This is a genomic window from Pseudomonas sp. FEN (assembly GCF_904067045.1).
Taxonomy (GTDB): Bacteria; Pseudomonadota; Gammaproteobacteria; order Pseudomonadales; family Pseudomonadaceae; genus Aquipseudomonas.
The window spans coordinates 197,501-212,997 of sequence record NZ_CAJFDC010000012.1 but is presented as its reverse complement, the minus strand read 5'-3'; the positions used below and the strand labels follow the sequence as shown (position 1 = coordinate 212,997).

14 protein-coding genes, 4 tRNA genes and 1 riboswitch (1 of these 19 cut by a window edge) are annotated in these 15,497 nt (G+C 59.3%); of the genes, 11 read left to right on the top strand and 7 right to left on the bottom strand.

The annotated features are described in order from the left end of the window. Window positions 1-13 precede the first annotated feature (13 nt). The 3 genes from astB to astE are packed head-to-tail and all read left to right on the top strand — an operon-like array spanning window position 14 to window position 2,729. Window positions 14-1,360, top strand: coding sequence for an N-succinylarginine dihydrolase (gene astB, locus PFEN_RS13130; protein WP_191487244.1), 1,347 nt, complete (start codon window positions 14-16; stop codon window positions 1,358-1,360). A gap of 56 nt (window positions 1,361-1,416) precedes the next feature. Beyond that, window positions 1,417-1,704, top strand: a complete 288-nt coding sequence (locus PFEN_RS13125) for a topoisomerase II (protein WP_191487243.1) — start codon at window positions 1,417-1,419, stop codon at window positions 1,702-1,704. Between the two features lie 17 nt (window positions 1,705-1,721). After that, window positions 1,722-2,729, top strand: a complete 1,008-nt coding sequence (gene astE, locus PFEN_RS13120; RefSeq protein ID WP_191487242.1) for a succinylglutamate desuccinylase — start codon at window positions 1,722-1,724, stop codon at window positions 2,727-2,729. A gap of 9 nt (window positions 2,730-2,738) precedes the next feature. Here astE and PFEN_RS13115 read toward each other — a convergent pair whose 3' ends face one another. Next, complete coding sequence (locus PFEN_RS13115) at window positions 2,739-4,211, bottom strand: M91 family zinc metallopeptidase (RefSeq protein ID WP_191487241.1); 1,473 nt, start codon at window positions 4,209-4,211, stop codon at window positions 2,739-2,741. A 150-nt stretch (window positions 4,212-4,361) separates the two neighbouring features. After that, window positions 4,362-4,853, bottom strand: coding sequence for a 6,7-dimethyl-8-ribityllumazine synthase (locus PFEN_RS13110; protein ID WP_191487240.1), 492 nt, complete (start codon window positions 4,851-4,853; stop codon window positions 4,362-4,364). A gap of 124 nt (window positions 4,854-4,977) precedes the next feature. Continuing rightward, window positions 4,978-5,149, bottom strand: a riboswitch (FMN riboswitch). Window positions 5,150-5,503: 354 nt separating this feature from the next. On the opposite strand from PFEN_RS13110, the gene alaS reads away from it, so the two are divergent. The 6 genes from alaS to PFEN_RS13080 all read left to right on the top strand — a co-directional run bounded on the left by alaS (window position 5,504) and on the right by PFEN_RS13080 (window position 10,328). Beyond that, the gene (gene alaS / locus PFEN_RS13105; protein ID WP_191487239.1) at window positions 5,504-8,128 is read left to right on the top strand and encodes an alanine--tRNA ligase; all 2,625 of its coding nucleotides are present in this window, start codon (window positions 5,504-5,506) and stop codon (window positions 8,126-8,128) included. Window positions 8,129-8,223: 95 nt separating this feature from the next. Continuing rightward, complete coding sequence (locus PFEN_RS13100) at window positions 8,224-9,465, top strand: aspartate kinase (RefSeq protein WP_191487238.1); 1,242 nt, start codon at window positions 8,224-8,226, stop codon at window positions 9,463-9,465. A 187-nt stretch (window positions 9,466-9,652) separates the two neighbouring features. Continuing rightward, the gene (csrA, locus tag PFEN_RS13095; RefSeq protein ID WP_002554426.1) at window positions 9,653-9,841 is read left to right on the top strand and encodes a carbon storage regulator CsrA; all 189 of its coding nucleotides are present in this window, start codon (window positions 9,653-9,655) and stop codon (window positions 9,839-9,841) included. Window positions 9,842-9,903: 62 nt separating this feature from the next. Next, window positions 9,904-9,994: transfer RNA gene (locus PFEN_RS13090), tRNA-Ser, on the top strand. A gap of 108 nt (window positions 9,995-10,102) precedes the next feature. Further along, window positions 10,103-10,179, top strand: a tRNA-Arg gene (locus PFEN_RS13085). 72 nt (window positions 10,180-10,251) lie between these two features. Continuing rightward, window positions 10,252-10,328: transfer RNA gene (locus PFEN_RS13080), tRNA-Arg, on the top strand. Window positions 10,329-10,393: 65 nt separating this feature from the next. On the opposite strand, the gene bamE is transcribed toward PFEN_RS13080, so the two are convergent. After that, window positions 10,394-10,873 carry an outer membrane protein assembly factor BamE gene (gene bamE / locus PFEN_RS13075; RefSeq protein ID WP_191487237.1) on the bottom strand — a complete coding sequence of 160 codons (480 nt, stop codon included), beginning with the start codon at window positions 10,871-10,873 and terminating at the stop codon, window positions 10,394-10,396. Window positions 10,874-11,194: 321 nt separating this feature from the next. On the opposite strand from bamE, the gene mgtE reads away from it, so the two are divergent. Beyond that, entirely contained in the window at window positions 11,195-12,637 is a 1,443-nt protein-coding gene (gene mgtE, locus PFEN_RS13070) for a magnesium transporter (protein ID WP_191487236.1), read from the top strand. Between the two features lie 68 nt (window positions 12,638-12,705). On the opposite strand, the gene PFEN_RS13065 is transcribed toward mgtE, so the two are convergent. The 3 genes from PFEN_RS13065 to PFEN_RS13055 all read right to left on the bottom strand — a co-directional run bounded on the left by PFEN_RS13065 (window position 12,706) and on the right by PFEN_RS13055 (window position 13,823). Further along, window positions 12,706-13,029 (bottom strand): Arc family DNA-binding protein, encoded by a 324-nt coding sequence (locus PFEN_RS13065; protein WP_191487235.1) that lies wholly within the window; start codon window positions 13,027-13,029, stop codon window positions 12,706-12,708. Window positions 13,030-13,383: 354 nt separating this feature from the next. Beyond that, window positions 13,384-13,575 carry a PA3371 family protein gene (locus PFEN_RS13060; protein WP_191487234.1) on the bottom strand — a complete coding sequence of 64 codons (192 nt, stop codon included), beginning with the start codon at window positions 13,573-13,575 and terminating at the stop codon, window positions 13,384-13,386. A gap of 23 nt (window positions 13,576-13,598) precedes the next feature. After that, entirely contained in the window at window positions 13,599-13,823 is a 225-nt protein-coding gene (locus PFEN_RS13055; RefSeq protein ID WP_191487233.1) for a hypothetical protein, read from the bottom strand. A 357-nt stretch (window positions 13,824-14,180) separates the two neighbouring features. Here PFEN_RS13055 and PFEN_RS13050 point away from each other — a divergent pair. Further along, a tRNA-Arg gene (locus tag PFEN_RS13050) sits at window positions 14,181-14,257 on the top strand. 445 nt (window positions 14,258-14,702) lie between these two features. Here PFEN_RS13050 and PFEN_RS13045 read toward each other — a convergent pair. Then, window positions 14,703-15,497: the 3' portion of a glycoside hydrolase family 68 protein gene (locus tag PFEN_RS13045; protein WP_191487232.1), read on the bottom strand. It continues 486 nt past the right edge of the window; 795 of the gene's 1,281 nt are visible here — the last part of the coding sequence; its start codon lies beyond the right edge, outside the window — the gene reads right to left on this strand; it ends in the stop codon at window positions 14,703-14,705.

The following is a 15,497-nucleotide window of genomic DNA, read 5'->3' as shown; positions in this document are numbered from 1 at the left end:
TGGAGCCTCGCCGATGAAATCCTTTGAAGTCAATTTTGACGGTCTTGTAGGCCCAACCCATAACTACGGCGGCCTGTCCTACGGCAACGTCGCCTCCCAGAGCAACAGCCAGCAGGCTTCCAATCCCAAGGAAGCGGCGCTGCAAGGCCTGGCGAAAATGAAGGCGCTGATGGACATGGGCTATGTCCAGGGTGTGCTGGCTCCGCAGGAACGCCCGGATGTGGCGGCCCTGCGCAGCCTCGGTTTCACCGGCAGCGATGCGCAAGTGATCGAGCGGGTCGCCAAACAGGCGATGCCACTGCTGGTTGCCAGTTGTTCGGCGTCGAGCATGTGGGTGGCCAACGCCTGCACCGTCAGCCCGAGCGCCGACACCGCCGACGGCCGCGTGCACTTCACCGCCGCCAACCTCAATTGCAAATACCACCGCAGTATCGAACACCCGACCACCAGCCGCGTGCTGGGCGCCATGTTCGCCGACTCGACGCATTTCGCCCATCACGCGGCGCTGCCCGCCGTGGTCCAGTTCGGCGACGAAGGCGCGGCCAACCACACGCGTTTCTGCCGTGAGTACGGTGACGCCGGCGTCGAGTTCTTCGTGTTCGGCCGCAGCGCCTTCGATACCCGCTACCCGGCCCCGCAGAAATATCCGGCGCGCCAGACCCTCGAAGCCTCGCAGGCGGTCGCCCGCTTGCATGGCCTGAGCGACGATGGCGTGGTCTATGCTCAACAGAACCCGGCAGTGATCGATCAGGGGGTGTTCCACAACGACGTGATCTCGGTGGGTAACGGCGAGGTGTTGTTCTACCACGAAGACGCCTTTCTCGAGACCGAACAGATGCTCGCCGAATTGCGGGGCAAGCTGGCCAAGCGTGGTGGCAACTTCCAGGCGATCTGCGTGCCGCGCTCGAAAGTGGCGGTGGAGGACGCCGTGCGTTCCTACCTGTTCAACAGTCAGCTGTTGAACCGTGCCGACGGCGGCATGCTGCTGATCGTGCCGGAAGAGTGCCGTGCAAACCCAAGGGTCTGGGCATACTTGCAGGAACTGACCAGCGCCACTGGCCCGGTTCGTGAGGTCAAGGTCTTCGACCTCAAGCAGAGCATGCAGAACGGCGGTGGCCCGGCGTGCCTGCGCTTGCGCGTGGCCTTGAAGGAAAACGAACTGGCGGCGGTCAATCCGGGGGTTATCATGACGGCGCCGTTGTATGGCACGCTGACCCAATGGGTCGACAAGCACTACCGCGACAGCCTGCGTGAAAGCGACCTGGCCGACCCGCAGTTGCTGCTTGAATGTCGCACGGCATTGGATGAACTGACGCAAATCCTTAAACTGGGCTCGGTTTACCCATTCCAGATCAATTGAAGGCCGCCGCTCTGTCTTGGAGCGCGGCGTTTTACTTCCAGACGAGAGCCTAAAACATGAGCGATACCCTGCAACTGATCCTTGAAGATACCGACGGCACTCAACTGGAAACCTCCTGCACCCGCGTCGCGGTGATCTGGCAGGGCAAGGAATTGTGGATTCAGCACGACGGCCGTGGCCAACTGCTGATCGGTGTCGATGTCGAGGAAGGCGACGCCGAATACGCCAACCTGCTGCTGCGCCCACTGGCGACCAACCTGGTCAGCCTGCAACTGGAGATGGAGCCGGCCGAGATCGGCGACGACGATCATGTCCACGGCCCTGACTGCGATCACCATCACTGATTGAGGAATACCGCGCCATGCTCGCCCTCGGCAAACTGCTTGAACTGACCCTCGCCGGTCGTGAACCGGCAGAGAAGACGCAACTGACGGTCGATGGCGTGCGCATGCGCTGGCTGAGCGAGGGCGCACTCGAAGTGCGGCCCGCCGCAGCCCGCGACAACGGGTTGGACCTGCTGTTGTCCGCCGGTATCCACGGTAACGAAACAGCGCCGATCGAGTTGCTCGATCGCCTGTTGCACGACATTGCCCGGGGCGACCTGAAGCCCCGCGCGCGTATTCTGTTCCTGTTCGGCAATCCCGAGGCCATGCGTCGCGGCGAGCGTTTTGTCGAGCAGGACGTCAACCGGCTGTTCAATGGCCGGCATGAACTGAGCAGTGGCAGCGAGGCCTTGCGGGCTTGCGAGCTGGAGCGGCTGGCGGCGACGTTCTTCAGCCTGCCGGGGCGCGAGCGCCTGCACTATGACCTGCACACCGCGATTCGCGGTTCGAAGATCGAGCAGTTTGCGTTGTATCCCTACCAGCAGGGGCGCGGCCATTCACGCCGCGAGCTGGCCCGCCTGCGCGCGGCCGGGATGTCGGCGGTGCTGCTGCAGAACAAACCCTCCATCGTTTTCAGCAGCTACACCTACGACAAGCTGGGCGCCGAGTCCTTTACCCTGGAACTGGGCAAGGCCCGGCCATTCGGGCAGAACCAGGGGGTGGATGTTTCGCGCCTGGAACTGCGCCTCAAGCAGATCATCGAGGGCCGCGAGCCGGTCACCGATGAAACGCTCGAGGGCTTGCAGCTGTTCAGCGTGGCGCGGGAAGTCATCAAGCACAGTGATAGCTTCCTGATGCACTTGCCGGTGGATATCGAGAACTTCTCGGAACTGCCCAAGGGCTACTTGCTGGCCGAGGACCTGGCGAGCAGTCGCTGGGTCGTGGAAGAAGAGGGCGCACGGATCATTTTCCCCAACCCGAAGGTGAAAAACGGCCTGCGGGCGGGAATCCTGGTGGTGCCATCCAGCGACGCGAGCCTGGTTTAGCCCCGGCGATCAGTCTCCGCGGTATTGCTTGCGCGGCGGGATACCGAACTCCTGGCGCAGGCCGTTTTCGCTGAACGCCTCGGGATTGCTGTCCAGGGGCGGTGTCGCCGGGTCCCTGTCGAAATCGAAGGGCGGCGAGCTCACCCTTAGACCGACGGCCTGGAGTTCGGCGTTGGGAACCCGTTGGCGAACGTTGTCCGCGTCCACACCGTCCGGACCATAGCCCGGAAAAATCGTCCCGGTCACGAAGTTATAGGCATGGCACAGCTCGTGGTAGAGATGCACGATGCTGGTGATTTCGCCTTTGAGGAACGAGGGATCGTAGTACACCGTGCAACCCTTGATCGGAATGCCTTCCCGGCCGTTTTCGATAAAGGGGTATTCGTCCTCGAACGGATTGTCGGGCTGCGGGCGATTCGGGAAGCACATGCCGTTTTCCTCCGCGGTCAGCTCCTTGACCACCACCGGAACAGCACTTTTCTTCCTGGCCTCGCCCAGGGCCTCGAGCAATTGCCGGCCGTTGCCGGAGCCCAACAGCAGCCTGAGATCGTCATTGACCCGTTCCTGGAATTCCGCCGTACCGTCGACGATCACGCCGCAGTTGTCCAACTCCTTGGCGGCGATAATGGTGCCGGGCGCGGTCTGGAGGCTTGACGGAACGGGCCCGGCGGCGGCATACGCATTGAACAACTGGGTCTTGGGACCGAGGTGTTCGATGAAGTCCACGCCGGTCCCGGTGTAGACCGTGTTGCGATCAGGCCCGGCGGTGATCTGGTCGTTGCCTTCGGCCCCGCTGAGCACGTTATGGCCCTTGCCGCCCAGCAGCAAATCGTCGCCCTGGCCGCCATCCATGAAGCAGGCGCCTTCTCCCCCGATCAGCGTGTCATGCCCCTTGCCGCCATAGACGGTCATGGGGCCGCTGCCCTGGGCGCTGACGATATCGTCGCCGTCTCCGGCTTCGATATAGCTGGCGCCGGAGCGGGTGAAGACCTGGTCGTTGCCGGCCCCGGCGTTGATTTTTGTGAATCCTGCACCGCAGAGTATCCGGTCATCTCCAGTACCGGAGTCGATGAAGACCGTGATCTTCACGTTATCGTCGACCCTGATGTTGTCATTGCCGCCCGCTGTGCGCAGCACGATGACTTGCCCGGTCGAGGCCATTTTCAGGTGATAGCGTTGCTCATTGATATCGAGGATCGGATGATCGGTGAGGTACAGGTGCACCTGATCGGAGCGGTCGCGGGTGGTGAAGTGCAGATGGTCGGTCGGCCCTCGGTAGTCGGGGGGCGCCTCGAGTTTCTTGCGTTCGACCATGGCCGTGTCGTCCGCGTGGAGAATATGGCTGTGCATGAGCCTCTGGTCGTCCGGGTACTGGTCCAGGGCAGCCGTGGAGGGCAGGGCGTTTTCGGCGTTGCCGTCGATCCAGTGTTCATTGCCGGGCAGCACGGGCCTGTCCGGGCCAAGTCTGGAAAAGTCGTTCATAGCGAGGTGTCTCCGCAAGCGGTGGGTTTCGAAAGCCCCGGGAGGGCAACGTGTCGAGTCCACTTAAGCGCATTGGCAGCGCAGGGAGAGGGTAGATAGTTATGCGTCAGGCAATACCTGCCGACCCGGGTCGGCAGGTGCGGCAGACTGTCAGACCGCCAGTTTCTGTGGCGTGGAGCGGGGCAGGGCACGCAGTTTGTTCAGGGTGTCGGCGCAGGTTTTCGCCGCTTCCTGGCCCTTGTGCACGAAGTGCTCGAAGAAAAATTTCTGGTGTTCTTCACCGGCGTGGAAGTGGTGCGGGGTCAGTACTACCGAGAATACCGGCACTTCGGTGTCCAATTGGACCTGCATCAGACCGTCGATCACCGCGGTGGCAACGAAATCGTGGCGATAGATCCCGCCGTCGACCACCAGGCCCGCGGCGACCACGCCGGCATACCGACCGGACTTGGCCAGCAGCTTGGCATGCAGGGGAATTTCGAAGGCGCCGCCGACCTCGAAGAAGTCGATATCGCTTTCCTGATAGCCCAGCTTGGCGATTTCCGAGACAAAACCGTGGCGAGCCTGATCGACGATATCCTTGTGCCAGCAAGCCTGGATGAAGGCGATACGTTGATTGTGATGAATAGGGGTGGGTTGCATCTGTTCTGACTCCTGTTTGTGTGAAAACAGGGCGATATGAATCGAATGGGATTCAAGGGTGCGTTCAGCTTCGCCGTGGTGCTCGCAGGCACACACGGAGCGGCGGACGGCCCTTGGGTGTCAATCCCGTTCTCTCTTCATCCGGACTATGACCGTCGGCCCCGGGATCACACCGGGTCTGCTGACCTTGGCAACCCTGACCGGCAAAGCCGTCCGAATCGTCAAGCGCTCGCGGGCTAGGCACGTTGCGCACCATTACCGCCGGTGGGGAATTGCACCCCGCCCTGAGAACGTTGCCGCCAGACTTTCTGGCGGCGCTCAGTTTTTAACATATATTTTCAGGGGGCGCATGTCGTCGTTTCGATAATTTTCATCGAATTTTCGCCGTAAACGCCGTTGCTGCCTACCGTCGATCATGCTGAAACCTCGGTGGAGAAGGGGACGCCAGGCGTACGCAAATTGAACAAGTTGTTGCGGTATTGGCCGAATTTGGCCGTGAATGAGACTGCAGGCCGTCCAATTGACGGCTTCTATCGTATAAACACACTGTACCCAGGGCGCAGGGCCGATATAATGCGGCCCTTTGCAAGTCGCAAACCCTTTTGGATGTGATGCACTTGCGTTTGGCCGCAGACTCCGTGGAAGAACCTATGAAAAGCGCAGAAATCCGTGAAGCCTTCCTTCGCTTCTTCGAACAGCAAGGCCACACCCGTGTCGCCTCCAGCTCTTTGATCCCGGGCAATGACCCGACCCTGCTGTTCACCAACGCGGGGATGAACCAGTTCAAGGACTGCTTCCTGGGCCAGGAAAAGCGCGCCTATACCCGCGCGGTCAGCAGTCAGAAATGCGTGCGCGCCGGCGGCAAGCACAACGACCTGGAAAACGTCGGCTATACCGCTCGTCACCACACCTTTTTCGAAATGCTCGGCAACTTCAGCTTTGGTGACTACTTCAAGCGTGACGCGATCACCTTCGCCTGGACTTTCCTGACCTCCGAGCAGTGGCTGAACCTGCCGAAGGAGAAGCTCTGGGTCACGGTCTACGCCAGTGATGACGAAGCCTATGACATCTGGACCAAGGAAGTCGGGGTGCCGGCCGAGCGCATGGTCCGTATCGGTGACAACAAGGGCGCGCCTTACGCTTCCGACAACTTCTGGACCATGGGGGATACCGGTCCGTGCGGTCCGTGCACCGAGATTTTCTATGATCACGGCGCCGATATCTGGGGTGGCCCGCCTGGCTCGCCGGAGGAAGATGGCGACCGCTATATCGAGATCTGGAACAACGTGTTCATGCAGTTCAACCGCACCGCCGACGGCGTGTTGCATCCGCTGCCGGCACCGTCGGTGGACACCGGCATGGGCCTGGAGCGGATCAGTGCGGTGTTGCAGCACGTTCATTCCAACTATGAGATCGACCTGTTCCAGAGCCTGCTGAGCGCTTCGGCCCAGGCTATCGGTTGCACCAACGACAACCAGGCATCGCTGAAAGTCGTCGCCGACCATATTCGTTCCTGTGGTTTCCTGATTGCCGACGGCGTGCTGCCGTCCAACGAAGGTCGTGGCTATGTGCTGCGTCGGATCATTCGCCGTGCCTGCCGGCACGGCAACAAGCTGGGTGCCAAGGGCAGCTTCTTTTATCAGATCGTCGCCGCCCTGGTTGCCGAGATGGGCGCAGCCTTCCCTGAGCTGAAATCCCAGCAGGCGCATATCGAGCGCGTACTGAAAGCCGAGGAAGAGCAGTTTGCCAAGACTCTGGAGCAAGGCCTGAAGATCCTCGAGCAGGACCTGGCCGAACTCAAGGGCTCGGTCGTGCCGGGCGACGTGGTGTTCAAGCTGTACGACACTTACGGTTTTCCGATGGACCTGACCGGGGACATCGCCCGCGAACGCAACCTGACCCTGGACGAGGCCGGTTTCGAGCGCGAGATGGAAGCCCAGCGGGTGCGCGCGCGTTCCGCCAGCTCCTTCGGCATGGACTACAACAGCCTGGTCAAGGTCGACGTCGCTACCGAGTTCACCGGCTACACTGCCACCAGCGGTTCGGCGAAGGTCGTGGCGCTCTATAAAGAAGGGCAGTCGGTCGACGTCTTGAGCGAAGGTGAAGAGGGCGTCGTGGTTCTGGACCGTACGCCGTTCTACGCGGAGTCGGGCGGCCAGGTGGGTGATTGCGGTTATCTCAAGGCGGCTGGCGGTCGCTTCGAGGTGCGCGATACCACCAAGACCGGTGGCGCGTTCCTGCACCACGGTGTCCTGGCACAAGGCAGCTTGTTGATCGGCGCCCAGGTTGACGCCCAGGTTGCCGCGGACGTGCGCCACGCCACCTCGTTGAACCACTCGGCCACGCACCTGCTGCACGCCGCGCTGCGCCAGGTGTTGGGCGAGCACGTTCAGCAGAAGGGCTCGTTGGTCGACAGTCAGCGCCTGCGCTTCGACTTCAGCCACTTCGAAGCCATCAAGCCGGCGCAGATCAAGGCTCTGGAAGACATCGTCAACGCCGAGATCCGCAAGAACTCGGCGGTGGAAACCGAAGAAACCGATATCGACACCGCCAAGAAAAAAGGCGCCATGGCGCTGTTCGGCGAGAAGTACGGTGACAACGTGCGCGTACTGAGCATGGGCGGCGATTTCTCCGTCGAGCTGTGCGGTGGTATCCACGCCAACCGGACCGGCGATATCGGCCTGCTGAAAATTGTCAGCGAAGGCGGCGTGGCCTCGGGCGTGCGGCGTATCGAAGCGGTCACCGGGGCGGCGGCACTGGCCTACCTGAACGCCGCGGAAGAACAACTCAAGGAAGCCGCGAACCTGATCAAGGGCAGTCGCGAGAACCTGATCGACAAGCTGTCGGCGGTACTGGAACGCAACCGCCTGTTGGAAAAACAGCTGGAGCAATTGCAGGCCAAGGCCGCGAGCGCCGCGGGCGATGACCTGTCGGCGTCGGCCCTGGACGTCAAGGGCGTCAAGGTCCTGGCCGCGCGCCTGGACGGGCAGGATGGCAAGGCGCTGCTGGCGCTGGTCGATCAACTGAAAAACAAACTCGGTCGCGCAGTGATCCTGCTCGGCAGTGTCCATGAGGAAAAGGTCGTTCTGGTAGCAGGCGTGACCAAGGACCTGACTGGCCAACTCAAAGCCGGTGATCTGATGAAACAAGCCGCTGCGGCAGTGGGCGGGAAGGGTGGTGGTCGTCCAGACATGGCGCAAGGCGGCGGTATCGACGCCGCGCAACTGGATGCCGCGCTGGCCCTGACCGTACCGTTTGTCGAACAGGGCGTTTAAGGCCGCGAAAGCTGCCTGCTGTCTAGTGGCAGGCACCACGGCTGTGAAGTTGAATGATTAATGGGCGCCCCTTTACGGGCTGAGGCGGCTTAGAAATGGCTTTGATCGTACAGAAGTTTGGAGGTACCTCGGTCGGCTCCGTCGAGAGAATCGAGCAGGTAGCCGACAAGGTTAAGAAGTTCCGCGAGGCCGGTGATGACCTGGTGGTTGTACTGTCTGCGATGAGCGGCGAAACCAACCGCCTGATCGATCTGGCCAAGCAAATCAGCGGCGAGCAGCAGCCGGTTCCGCGGGAACTGGATGTGATCGTGTCCACTGGCGAGCAGGTGACCATCGCCTTGCTGGCCATGGCGCTGATCAAGCGCGGCGTGCCGGCGGTCTCGTACACTGGTAACCAGGTGCGGATCCTGACCGACAGCGCGCACAATAAGGCGCGCATCCTGCAAATCGACGATCAGAAGATTCGTGCCGATCTGAAGGCTGGTCGCGTAGTGGTGGTCGCCGGTTTCCAGGGCGTCGACGAGCACGGCAATATCACCACCCTTGGGCGTGGTGGTTCCGACACCACCGGTGTGGCGCTGGCGGCGGCCTTGAAGGCTGACGAATGCCAGATCTACACCGACGTCGATGGCGTCTACACCACCGATCCGCGTGTTGTGGCCCAGGCCCAGCGCCTGGACAAGATCACCTTCGAAGAGATGCTGGAAATGGCCAGCCTCGGTTCCAAGGTGTTGCAGATCCGCGCGGTCGAGTTCGCCGGCAAGTACAACGTTCCGCTGCGCGTCCTGCACAGCTTCAAAGAGGGTCCGGGTACCCTCATTACTATTGATGAAGAGGAATCCATGGAACAGCCGATCATTTCCGGCATCGCCTTCAACCGCGATGAAGCCAAGCTGACCATCCGTGGCGTGCCAGACACCCCCGGCGTGGCCTTCAAGATTCTTGGCCCGATCAGTGCCGCGAACATCGAAGTCGACATGATCGTGCAGAACGTTGCGCACGATAACACCACCGACTTCACCTTCACCGTGCACCGCAACGACTACCAGTCCGCGCAAACCGTCCTGGAAAATACCGCGCGTGAGATCGGGGCCCGTGAAGTGGTCGGCGATACCAAGATTGCCAAGGTATCGATCGTGGGCGTGGGCATGCGTTCCCATGCCGGCGTGGCCAGCCGCATGTTCGAGGCCCTGGCCAAGGAAAGCATCAATATCCAGATGATCTCAACCTCGGAAATCAAGGTCTCCGTGGTGATCGAAGAGAAGTATCTGGAGTTGGCCGTGCGTGCGCTGCACACGGCTTTCGAGCTGGACGCACCGGCCCGACAGGGTGAGTGACGCGTAGTCCCCAAGGGCGCGGTTGAACCGCGCCCTTTGTTTTTTTTGATGGGCGTGGGTGGATGCTGTTCTTTTGCCAGCGCTGGTCAATACTTGGGGGTGTAGGGTGATGGCTATATAGCCTGTAAGCCGAAGCCCTTTTTTGCAGACTGTTGTCCCTGAACTGAAGTGCGTGTAGGAGAAAGGTATGCTGATTCTGACTCGTCGGTGCGCAGAAAGCCTGATCATCGGTGACGGTGAAATCACTGTGACCGTGCTTGGCGTCAAAGGAAATCAAGTACGAATTGGTGTCAATGCCCCCAAAGAAGTGGCGGTGCACCGTGAGGAAATTTACCTGCGGATCAAGAAAGAGAAGGACGAAGAACCAAGCCATTAATTTTATTTGATTTTTTGCTTTGCAAACGGGGAAAAGGTTGGTTATTATACGCCCCGTGTTGCGGAGAGGTGGCCGAGTGGCCGAAGGCGCTCCCCTGCTAAGGGAGTACACCTCAAAAGGGTGTCGGGGGTTCGAATCCCCCCTTCTCCGCCATTATTCGAGTAGTACGTGTAGATCTGGCTTCTTCGGTAAGTTGTTGAAATTACTAGAAAAAAGCGCTTTACAAAAAGATTTCACGGCCTATAATGCGCGGCATCAAATGCACTCGTAGCTCAGCTGGATAGAGTACTCGGCTACGAACCGAGCGGTCACAGGTTCGAATCCTGTCGAGTGCACCATTTAAGCGTTGTTGGTAGTAATACGAATGACGTGGCTTCAACCAGTGGTGGTCTGGTCTAAAAACACGCAATGCACTCGTAGCTCAGCTGGATAGAGTACTCGGCTACGAACCGAGCGGTCACAGGTTCGAATCCTGTCGAGTGCACCATACACCAAAAAGCCCGCACTGGTTGCGGGCTTTTTGCCGTCTGGCGTTTGGGTTTTTGTCATGGGCTAGCGTTTGACGCATCCCTTCTCATCCAGCACCACCAGGCTGCTACGGCCTCTCTTCAAGTGGTAGTGATAGCGCGTCGCGGTATTGGTCGTGCTGATCCGGTCCGGCCTGCCCAGGGCGCTCTCCACCTCCAGACGACTCATGCCGGGACGAACCTGCTGATTGATGATTGCCTGGCGTTTCTCCTGTGCGCTCAACAGATTGGCGCAGCCGTCGTCATGCTCGCCGACCACCGTCAGCTCTCGTGGCGCTGGCGTGGTGGCTGAGCTTGCCGTTCGCGGCGGCTTGGCGGGAGCGGGCCGGCTTGCGGAGGCAGGGTTGTGCGCTCGCTGGGCGCGTAGTGTTTCGTCTGGCGCACATCCCAGCGTGGTGAAGGTGATATGGCCGTTGCCGCTTTCGCAGCGATGCACGATGGCGGCAAGGGCCGGGAAAGGCAGGCAGAGCGCGAGCAACAGTGGTAGATGGCGTGGGAACAGCATTGGACGTCCTCCCTGACGATCATTCATCAAGCCTAGTTGTGAGCTTGCGAGTAGTGCGTGTGTTTTCTTTTCAGAATGAGTCGTCGTAGAGGAAAGGCCGCTGCAAAGCGCCCGGTCGGGTGTTGCAAGCACTTGTTCTTGCCAAGATTTTTGCTCGTGAGGGGGGTGGGGCGGTGTATGATTGCGCCCGTCAGCCCCGCCGGGGTTTTTGGAATATTTCCATGGACTTACCCAGTAGTTACTTAGCCTCTCGCTTTGCCAATCATGAATTGACTGATTGATCCTTCCGGCGTGCCCCGCTGCTGGGAGTGGAATTCGCCTATGACCGAAGTTGAAGTAAAGAAAAGCCAGGACAGCCTGCAGGACCGTCTCGCCCAGGTCGTTGATCTATTGCAGCGCCAGCGGGTGGTCGAAGACCTGACGCATCGTCAGGAAGGCCCTCATCACGACCGGGTGGAAAACCTGGTTCACCGGCAGAATCTCGTCGAATTGCAGCGCAAGCTCGATGACCTGCACTCCGCCGACGTCGCCTATATCCTCGAAGCCTTGCCGCTGAATGATCGCTTGACGGTCTGGCAGTTGGTCAAGGCTGAGCGTGACGGCGATATCCTGCTCGAGGTTTCCGACTCCGTACGTGAAACCCTGATTGCCGACATGGACGATCAGGAGCTCTTGGCCGCGGCCAAGGAGATGGACGCCGACGAACTCGCTGACTTGGCCCCTGAGCTGCCACGTGACGTTGTGCATGAGTTGATGGAGACCCTCGACAGCCAGCAACGTGAGCGCGTTCGCTCTGCGTTGTCCTATGACGAGGAGCAGGTCGGCGCCCTGATGGACTTCGAGATGGTCACCATCCGCGAAGATGTCAGCCTGGAAGTGGTGCTGCGCTACCTGCGTCGGCTCAAGGAATTGCCGGGTCATACCGACAAGTTGTTCGTGGTCGACTATGGCGGTGTGCTCAAGGGGGTGCTGCCGATCAAGCGTCTGCTGGTCAACGATCCCGAGAAGCAGGTGGCCGAAGTCATGGCCAGCGACCCGGTGAGCTTTCACCCGGACGAGGATGCCTACGACGCGGCCCAGGCTTTCGAACGTTATGACTTGATTTCCGCTCCGGTAGTGGACAAGAACGGCAAGCTGATCGGTCGTTTGACCATCGACGAAATGGTCGACCTGATTCGCGAGGAGAGCGAGAGCGAAGTCCTCAACATGGCGGGTCTGCGCGAAGAAGAGGACATCTTTGCCTCGGTCTGGAAATCCTTGCGTAACCGTTGGGCGTGGTTGGCGATCAACCTGATTACCGCCTTTGTCGCTTCGCGGGTAATCGGCTTGTTCGAGGGTTCCATCGAGAAGCTGGTGGCCCTGGCGGCCCTGATGCCGATCGTCGCGGGTATTGGCGGCAACTCGGGCAACCAGACCATTACCATGATCGTGCGTGCGATGGCGCTGGACCAGGTCAGTACCGGCAACACCTCGCGGTTGATGCGCAAGGAGCTGGCGGTGGGGCTGATCAATGGCCTGGTGTGGGGTGGGGTGATCGGTGTGGTCGCCTACCTGCTATACGGCAGTTGGTCGCTGGGCGTAGTGATGACGGCGGCGATGACCCTCAACCTGTTGTTGGCGGCGTTGATGGGGGTGCTCATCCCCATGACCCTGGCACGCCTGGGGCGCGACCCGGCGATGGGTGCCAGCGTAATGATCACTGCCATGACCGACAGTGGTGGTTTCTTCATCTTCCTTGGTTTGGCGACCATCTTCCTGCTTTAAGCGCTTTCCAGCCAAATCCCAGGCAAAAAAAAGCCAGCACACCGCTGGCTTGAGCTTTCAGGGATGAGTCAGCTGGCGTCCGTCATTTCGGCGTCGTGGGCGATCAGCGATACAAGTGCATTCTGTTGGCGGTGGGAGAGTTGGCGGAAACGCTGGAGCAATTCACGCTCATGCAGAGAGAGTTCCGGGCTGTCCAGCCGCATGCTCAATTCGTCGCCCAGCGCACCTTCCTGAATAAGGCTTTGCTCCAAGCGTGCAATGATCTCGGAATTCATGCTGCGGTGATGGTTGCGAGCCACCTCGGCGATGCGTTCACGCATTCCATCGGGCAGACGCACGACGAACTTGTCAGCCGTACGGCTGGAATAAATTGCCTGTTTCAATGGGCGCATAGTTTTAAACCGGTTAGTTCAGGGGAGCGGTTCTCGGAATTGGCCGCAGGATGTCAGTAGGACAGCATGTTTGGCCAAATGTTCAACCTGAATTGAAATGAGGCCCGCATCATGCCTCAAATTTGCCAGATCCTTGGCGTCAATTCTGTGACAAATATTGAACTGGGCAAAGGCAATATGCCAGCACCAATTATCAGAAATGCGTACTGGTTTGAAAGTTCGCCTCAGTAACCGCCCTCTGATCGGCCATCCTGGGCCTGTCTGGAAGCCTTTGGCCAGCGCTGCGCGGATTTTACCCGGTTAGACTGGCCTTTTGCTTCTAATGATAGAGCGTAGTGGCAATTTGCTGGTTTTCTAGTCTTCGGAGGGGCGCAATACGGGATCGAAGCGGATTTTCCGACCAGCGAACAAGGCCAGGACGAAAAAACCGCCAAACAGGCTGGTTGCGACGATCAGCGGCGGGGTGAACGCGTCGGCCGGTGCCATCCACAGGGCGAGGCTGGTGAGCAAGGTCAGGATCAGGAAGGTGAGGGCATATCTGGACATGGGGTTTCCTTGGTGGCGTGGGCTCAGAATGTCAGTCGCTCTGCTTCGTCGGTGGATGCGGCGGTTGCTTGGCGCTGCTCGTCCAGGGAAATGCGGTTGGCGAAGTGATCGGTCATGATGGCCCGCTGTGCTGCTTGTCGCGGAACGGCATATGCGTAAGACAGGGGCGCTGGCTCCGGTTGAAAATGGAAAGCGGTCAATGCGATCAATGCCAGTACATTCAATGTCAGAAGAATGGGGGTATTCATCGAAAGGCTCTCCATAGTGAGTGATGGACCAGGCGGTTTTTCATGGAGAGAACCAGAGCAGGCTGCATGCCAAGCTTTTTATCAGAAAAAATGCTTTTAAAACAATAGGTTGTGTGTTGTTTTTGGCGAAGGCGCCTTGCATTTTGCAATGATCGCCTTTTTGCAGTAATGCAAAATGCCCGACGAAATGTCTGACAGTCCTTGTCATGGGTTGGATGGCGGTTGCTCAACGCGGGTCGGCTGTGTTCGTGAGCGACAGCCCACTGTTAAAAAGCCCAGGGACGACATGACAAACGACGGCATGCCCGTTAACATGCACGCCGTCCTTCGCGCCGCCAGTTCTGGTGGCCGACCGTTGTCTCAGTAGCTCAATTGGATAGAGCATCCCCCTCCTAAGGGGAAGGTTGGCAGTTCGAACCTGCCCTGGGACACCATAATAATCAAAGAGTTAGCGCTTTTTTTGCCTAGGTTTGGTTTGTTTTTTTCCTGCCTGGTCCCCACTTCTCAATGCGTTCAGAATTGAGCTATCAGCTTTCCAATGAGATTGAGCTCTTTAGCCAATTTCCGAAGCTGATACCTTGCTCTTTCTCTTGTAGCTGTGAAATCGCATCCCGATTGCATCGGATTTGGCCAGCACGCTTCGTAAGTATGATCAATGCAGCCTGTGAGGGGCGACAGGCTAGAGCGTTGCGCTCAAGAGGAGGGGCCCGTTACTGGCTGCATCCGTGCAGCCAGTGCCGAAGGGTCATGTTACGCATTGTTCAAGGCGGCTCCCGATCAAGTCGCAGTGAGTCAGGCGTGCGGATATCTCGATCATATCCACAACGAGTCTGTTATCGAGTCAAACCCGGTGCCTGAAAACCCTATGTGTTTCCGGTGTTACTTCAGTGTGACATCGATCATCGGGGGGATGTAACCGTAGTCATACTCGGCCACCACGAAAGTCTGCAGCCCTTTTACCTTGATGCCTACTGTCGGCGCTTCAGTGCCGCCAACACGGAACTGCATCCCGGTTTCGCCTTCTTCGGTCGGTATGCTGTCGATGAATGATGTCACCAGGCCGTTGGGCATCACATAGTGCGAGTAGGTCTGGAATGGCTGGGAAGAAGGGTTGCCCAGCACCAGGCCAGAACCGTTCAACGGCACATAAGGGCCGAACAACTCGTCTGCGACGAAACCGTACACACCGTCCGGGCCGGTTACACCATCGGCATATGTGAACTTATGGCTGATGGTGAACAGATAGTATTTACCGTCCTGAAACAGGAAGTGCGGACGTTCGGTCTGGTCATTGACGCCTACTGCGGTCAGCAGGGGTGGAAGCATTTCCCAGTCATCACCATCTTCGTCGTGCGCCAACGCGATACCGACACAGGCAGTCTGGTAGCGCGAATTACCAACATCTTCATAGCCAGGCGGCACGTCGCCGATTTCAGCCTGGCCGACAGTGTGCGAACCGCGCTCGCCGGCCACGTTGCCCTCGAACAACATGTACAGCTTGCCGCTTTTTGGATCGCGGAACGGCCAGGGGTCACGGAAGCCCCAGTATGGGTTCTGTGCCTCGGTCTGGTAAATCTTGCCGTCTGCCTCGAACAGCGGCTTGACCTTTTCGAAGCCCACCAAGCTGACACCATGTTCCGTCACGACCACGCGACCACGCACCTTGACGATCGT

Coding starts and splice junctions, on each gene's coding strand:
- astE (WP_191487242.1), top strand. CDS start 1,722: ATGCTCGCCCTCGGCAAACTGCTTGAACTGACCCTCGCCGGTCGTGAA.
- PFEN_RS13110 (WP_191487240.1), bottom strand. CDS start 4,853: ATGCAACCCACCCCTATTCATCACAATCAACGTATCGCCTTCATCCAG.
- PFEN_RS13065 (WP_191487235.1), bottom strand. CDS start 13,029: ATGCGCCCATTGAAACAGGCAATTTATTCCAGCCGTACGGCTGACAAG.
- csrA (WP_002554426.1), top strand. CDS start 9,653: ATGCTGATTCTGACTCGTCGGTGCGCAGAAAGCCTGATCATCGGTGAC.
- PFEN_RS13055 (WP_191487233.1), bottom strand. CDS start 13,823: ATGAATACCCCCATTCTTCTGACATTGAATGTACTGGCATTGATCGCA.
- alaS (WP_191487239.1), top strand. CDS start 5,504: ATGAAAAGCGCAGAAATCCGTGAAGCCTTCCTTCGCTTCTTCGAACAG.
- PFEN_RS13115 (WP_191487241.1), bottom strand. CDS start 4,211: ATGAACGACTTTTCCAGACTTGGCCCGGACAGGCCCGTGCTGCCCGGC.
- PFEN_RS13060 (WP_191487234.1), bottom strand. CDS start 13,575: ATGTCCAGATATGCCCTCACCTTCCTGATCCTGACCTTGCTCACCAGC.
- bamE (WP_191487237.1), bottom strand. CDS start 10,873: ATGCTGTTCCCACGCCATCTACCACTGTTGCTCGCGCTCTGCCTGCCT.
- astB (WP_191487244.1), top strand. CDS start 14: ATGAAATCCTTTGAAGTCAATTTTGACGGTCTTGTAGGCCCAACCCAT.
- PFEN_RS13125 (WP_191487243.1), top strand. CDS start 1,417: ATGAGCGATACCCTGCAACTGATCCTTGAAGATACCGACGGCACTCAA.
- PFEN_RS13100 (WP_191487238.1), top strand. CDS start 8,224: ATGGCTTTGATCGTACAGAAGTTTGGAGGTACCTCGGTCGGCTCCGTC.
- mgtE (WP_191487236.1), top strand. CDS start 11,195: ATGACCGAAGTTGAAGTAAAGAAAAGCCAGGACAGCCTGCAGGACCGT.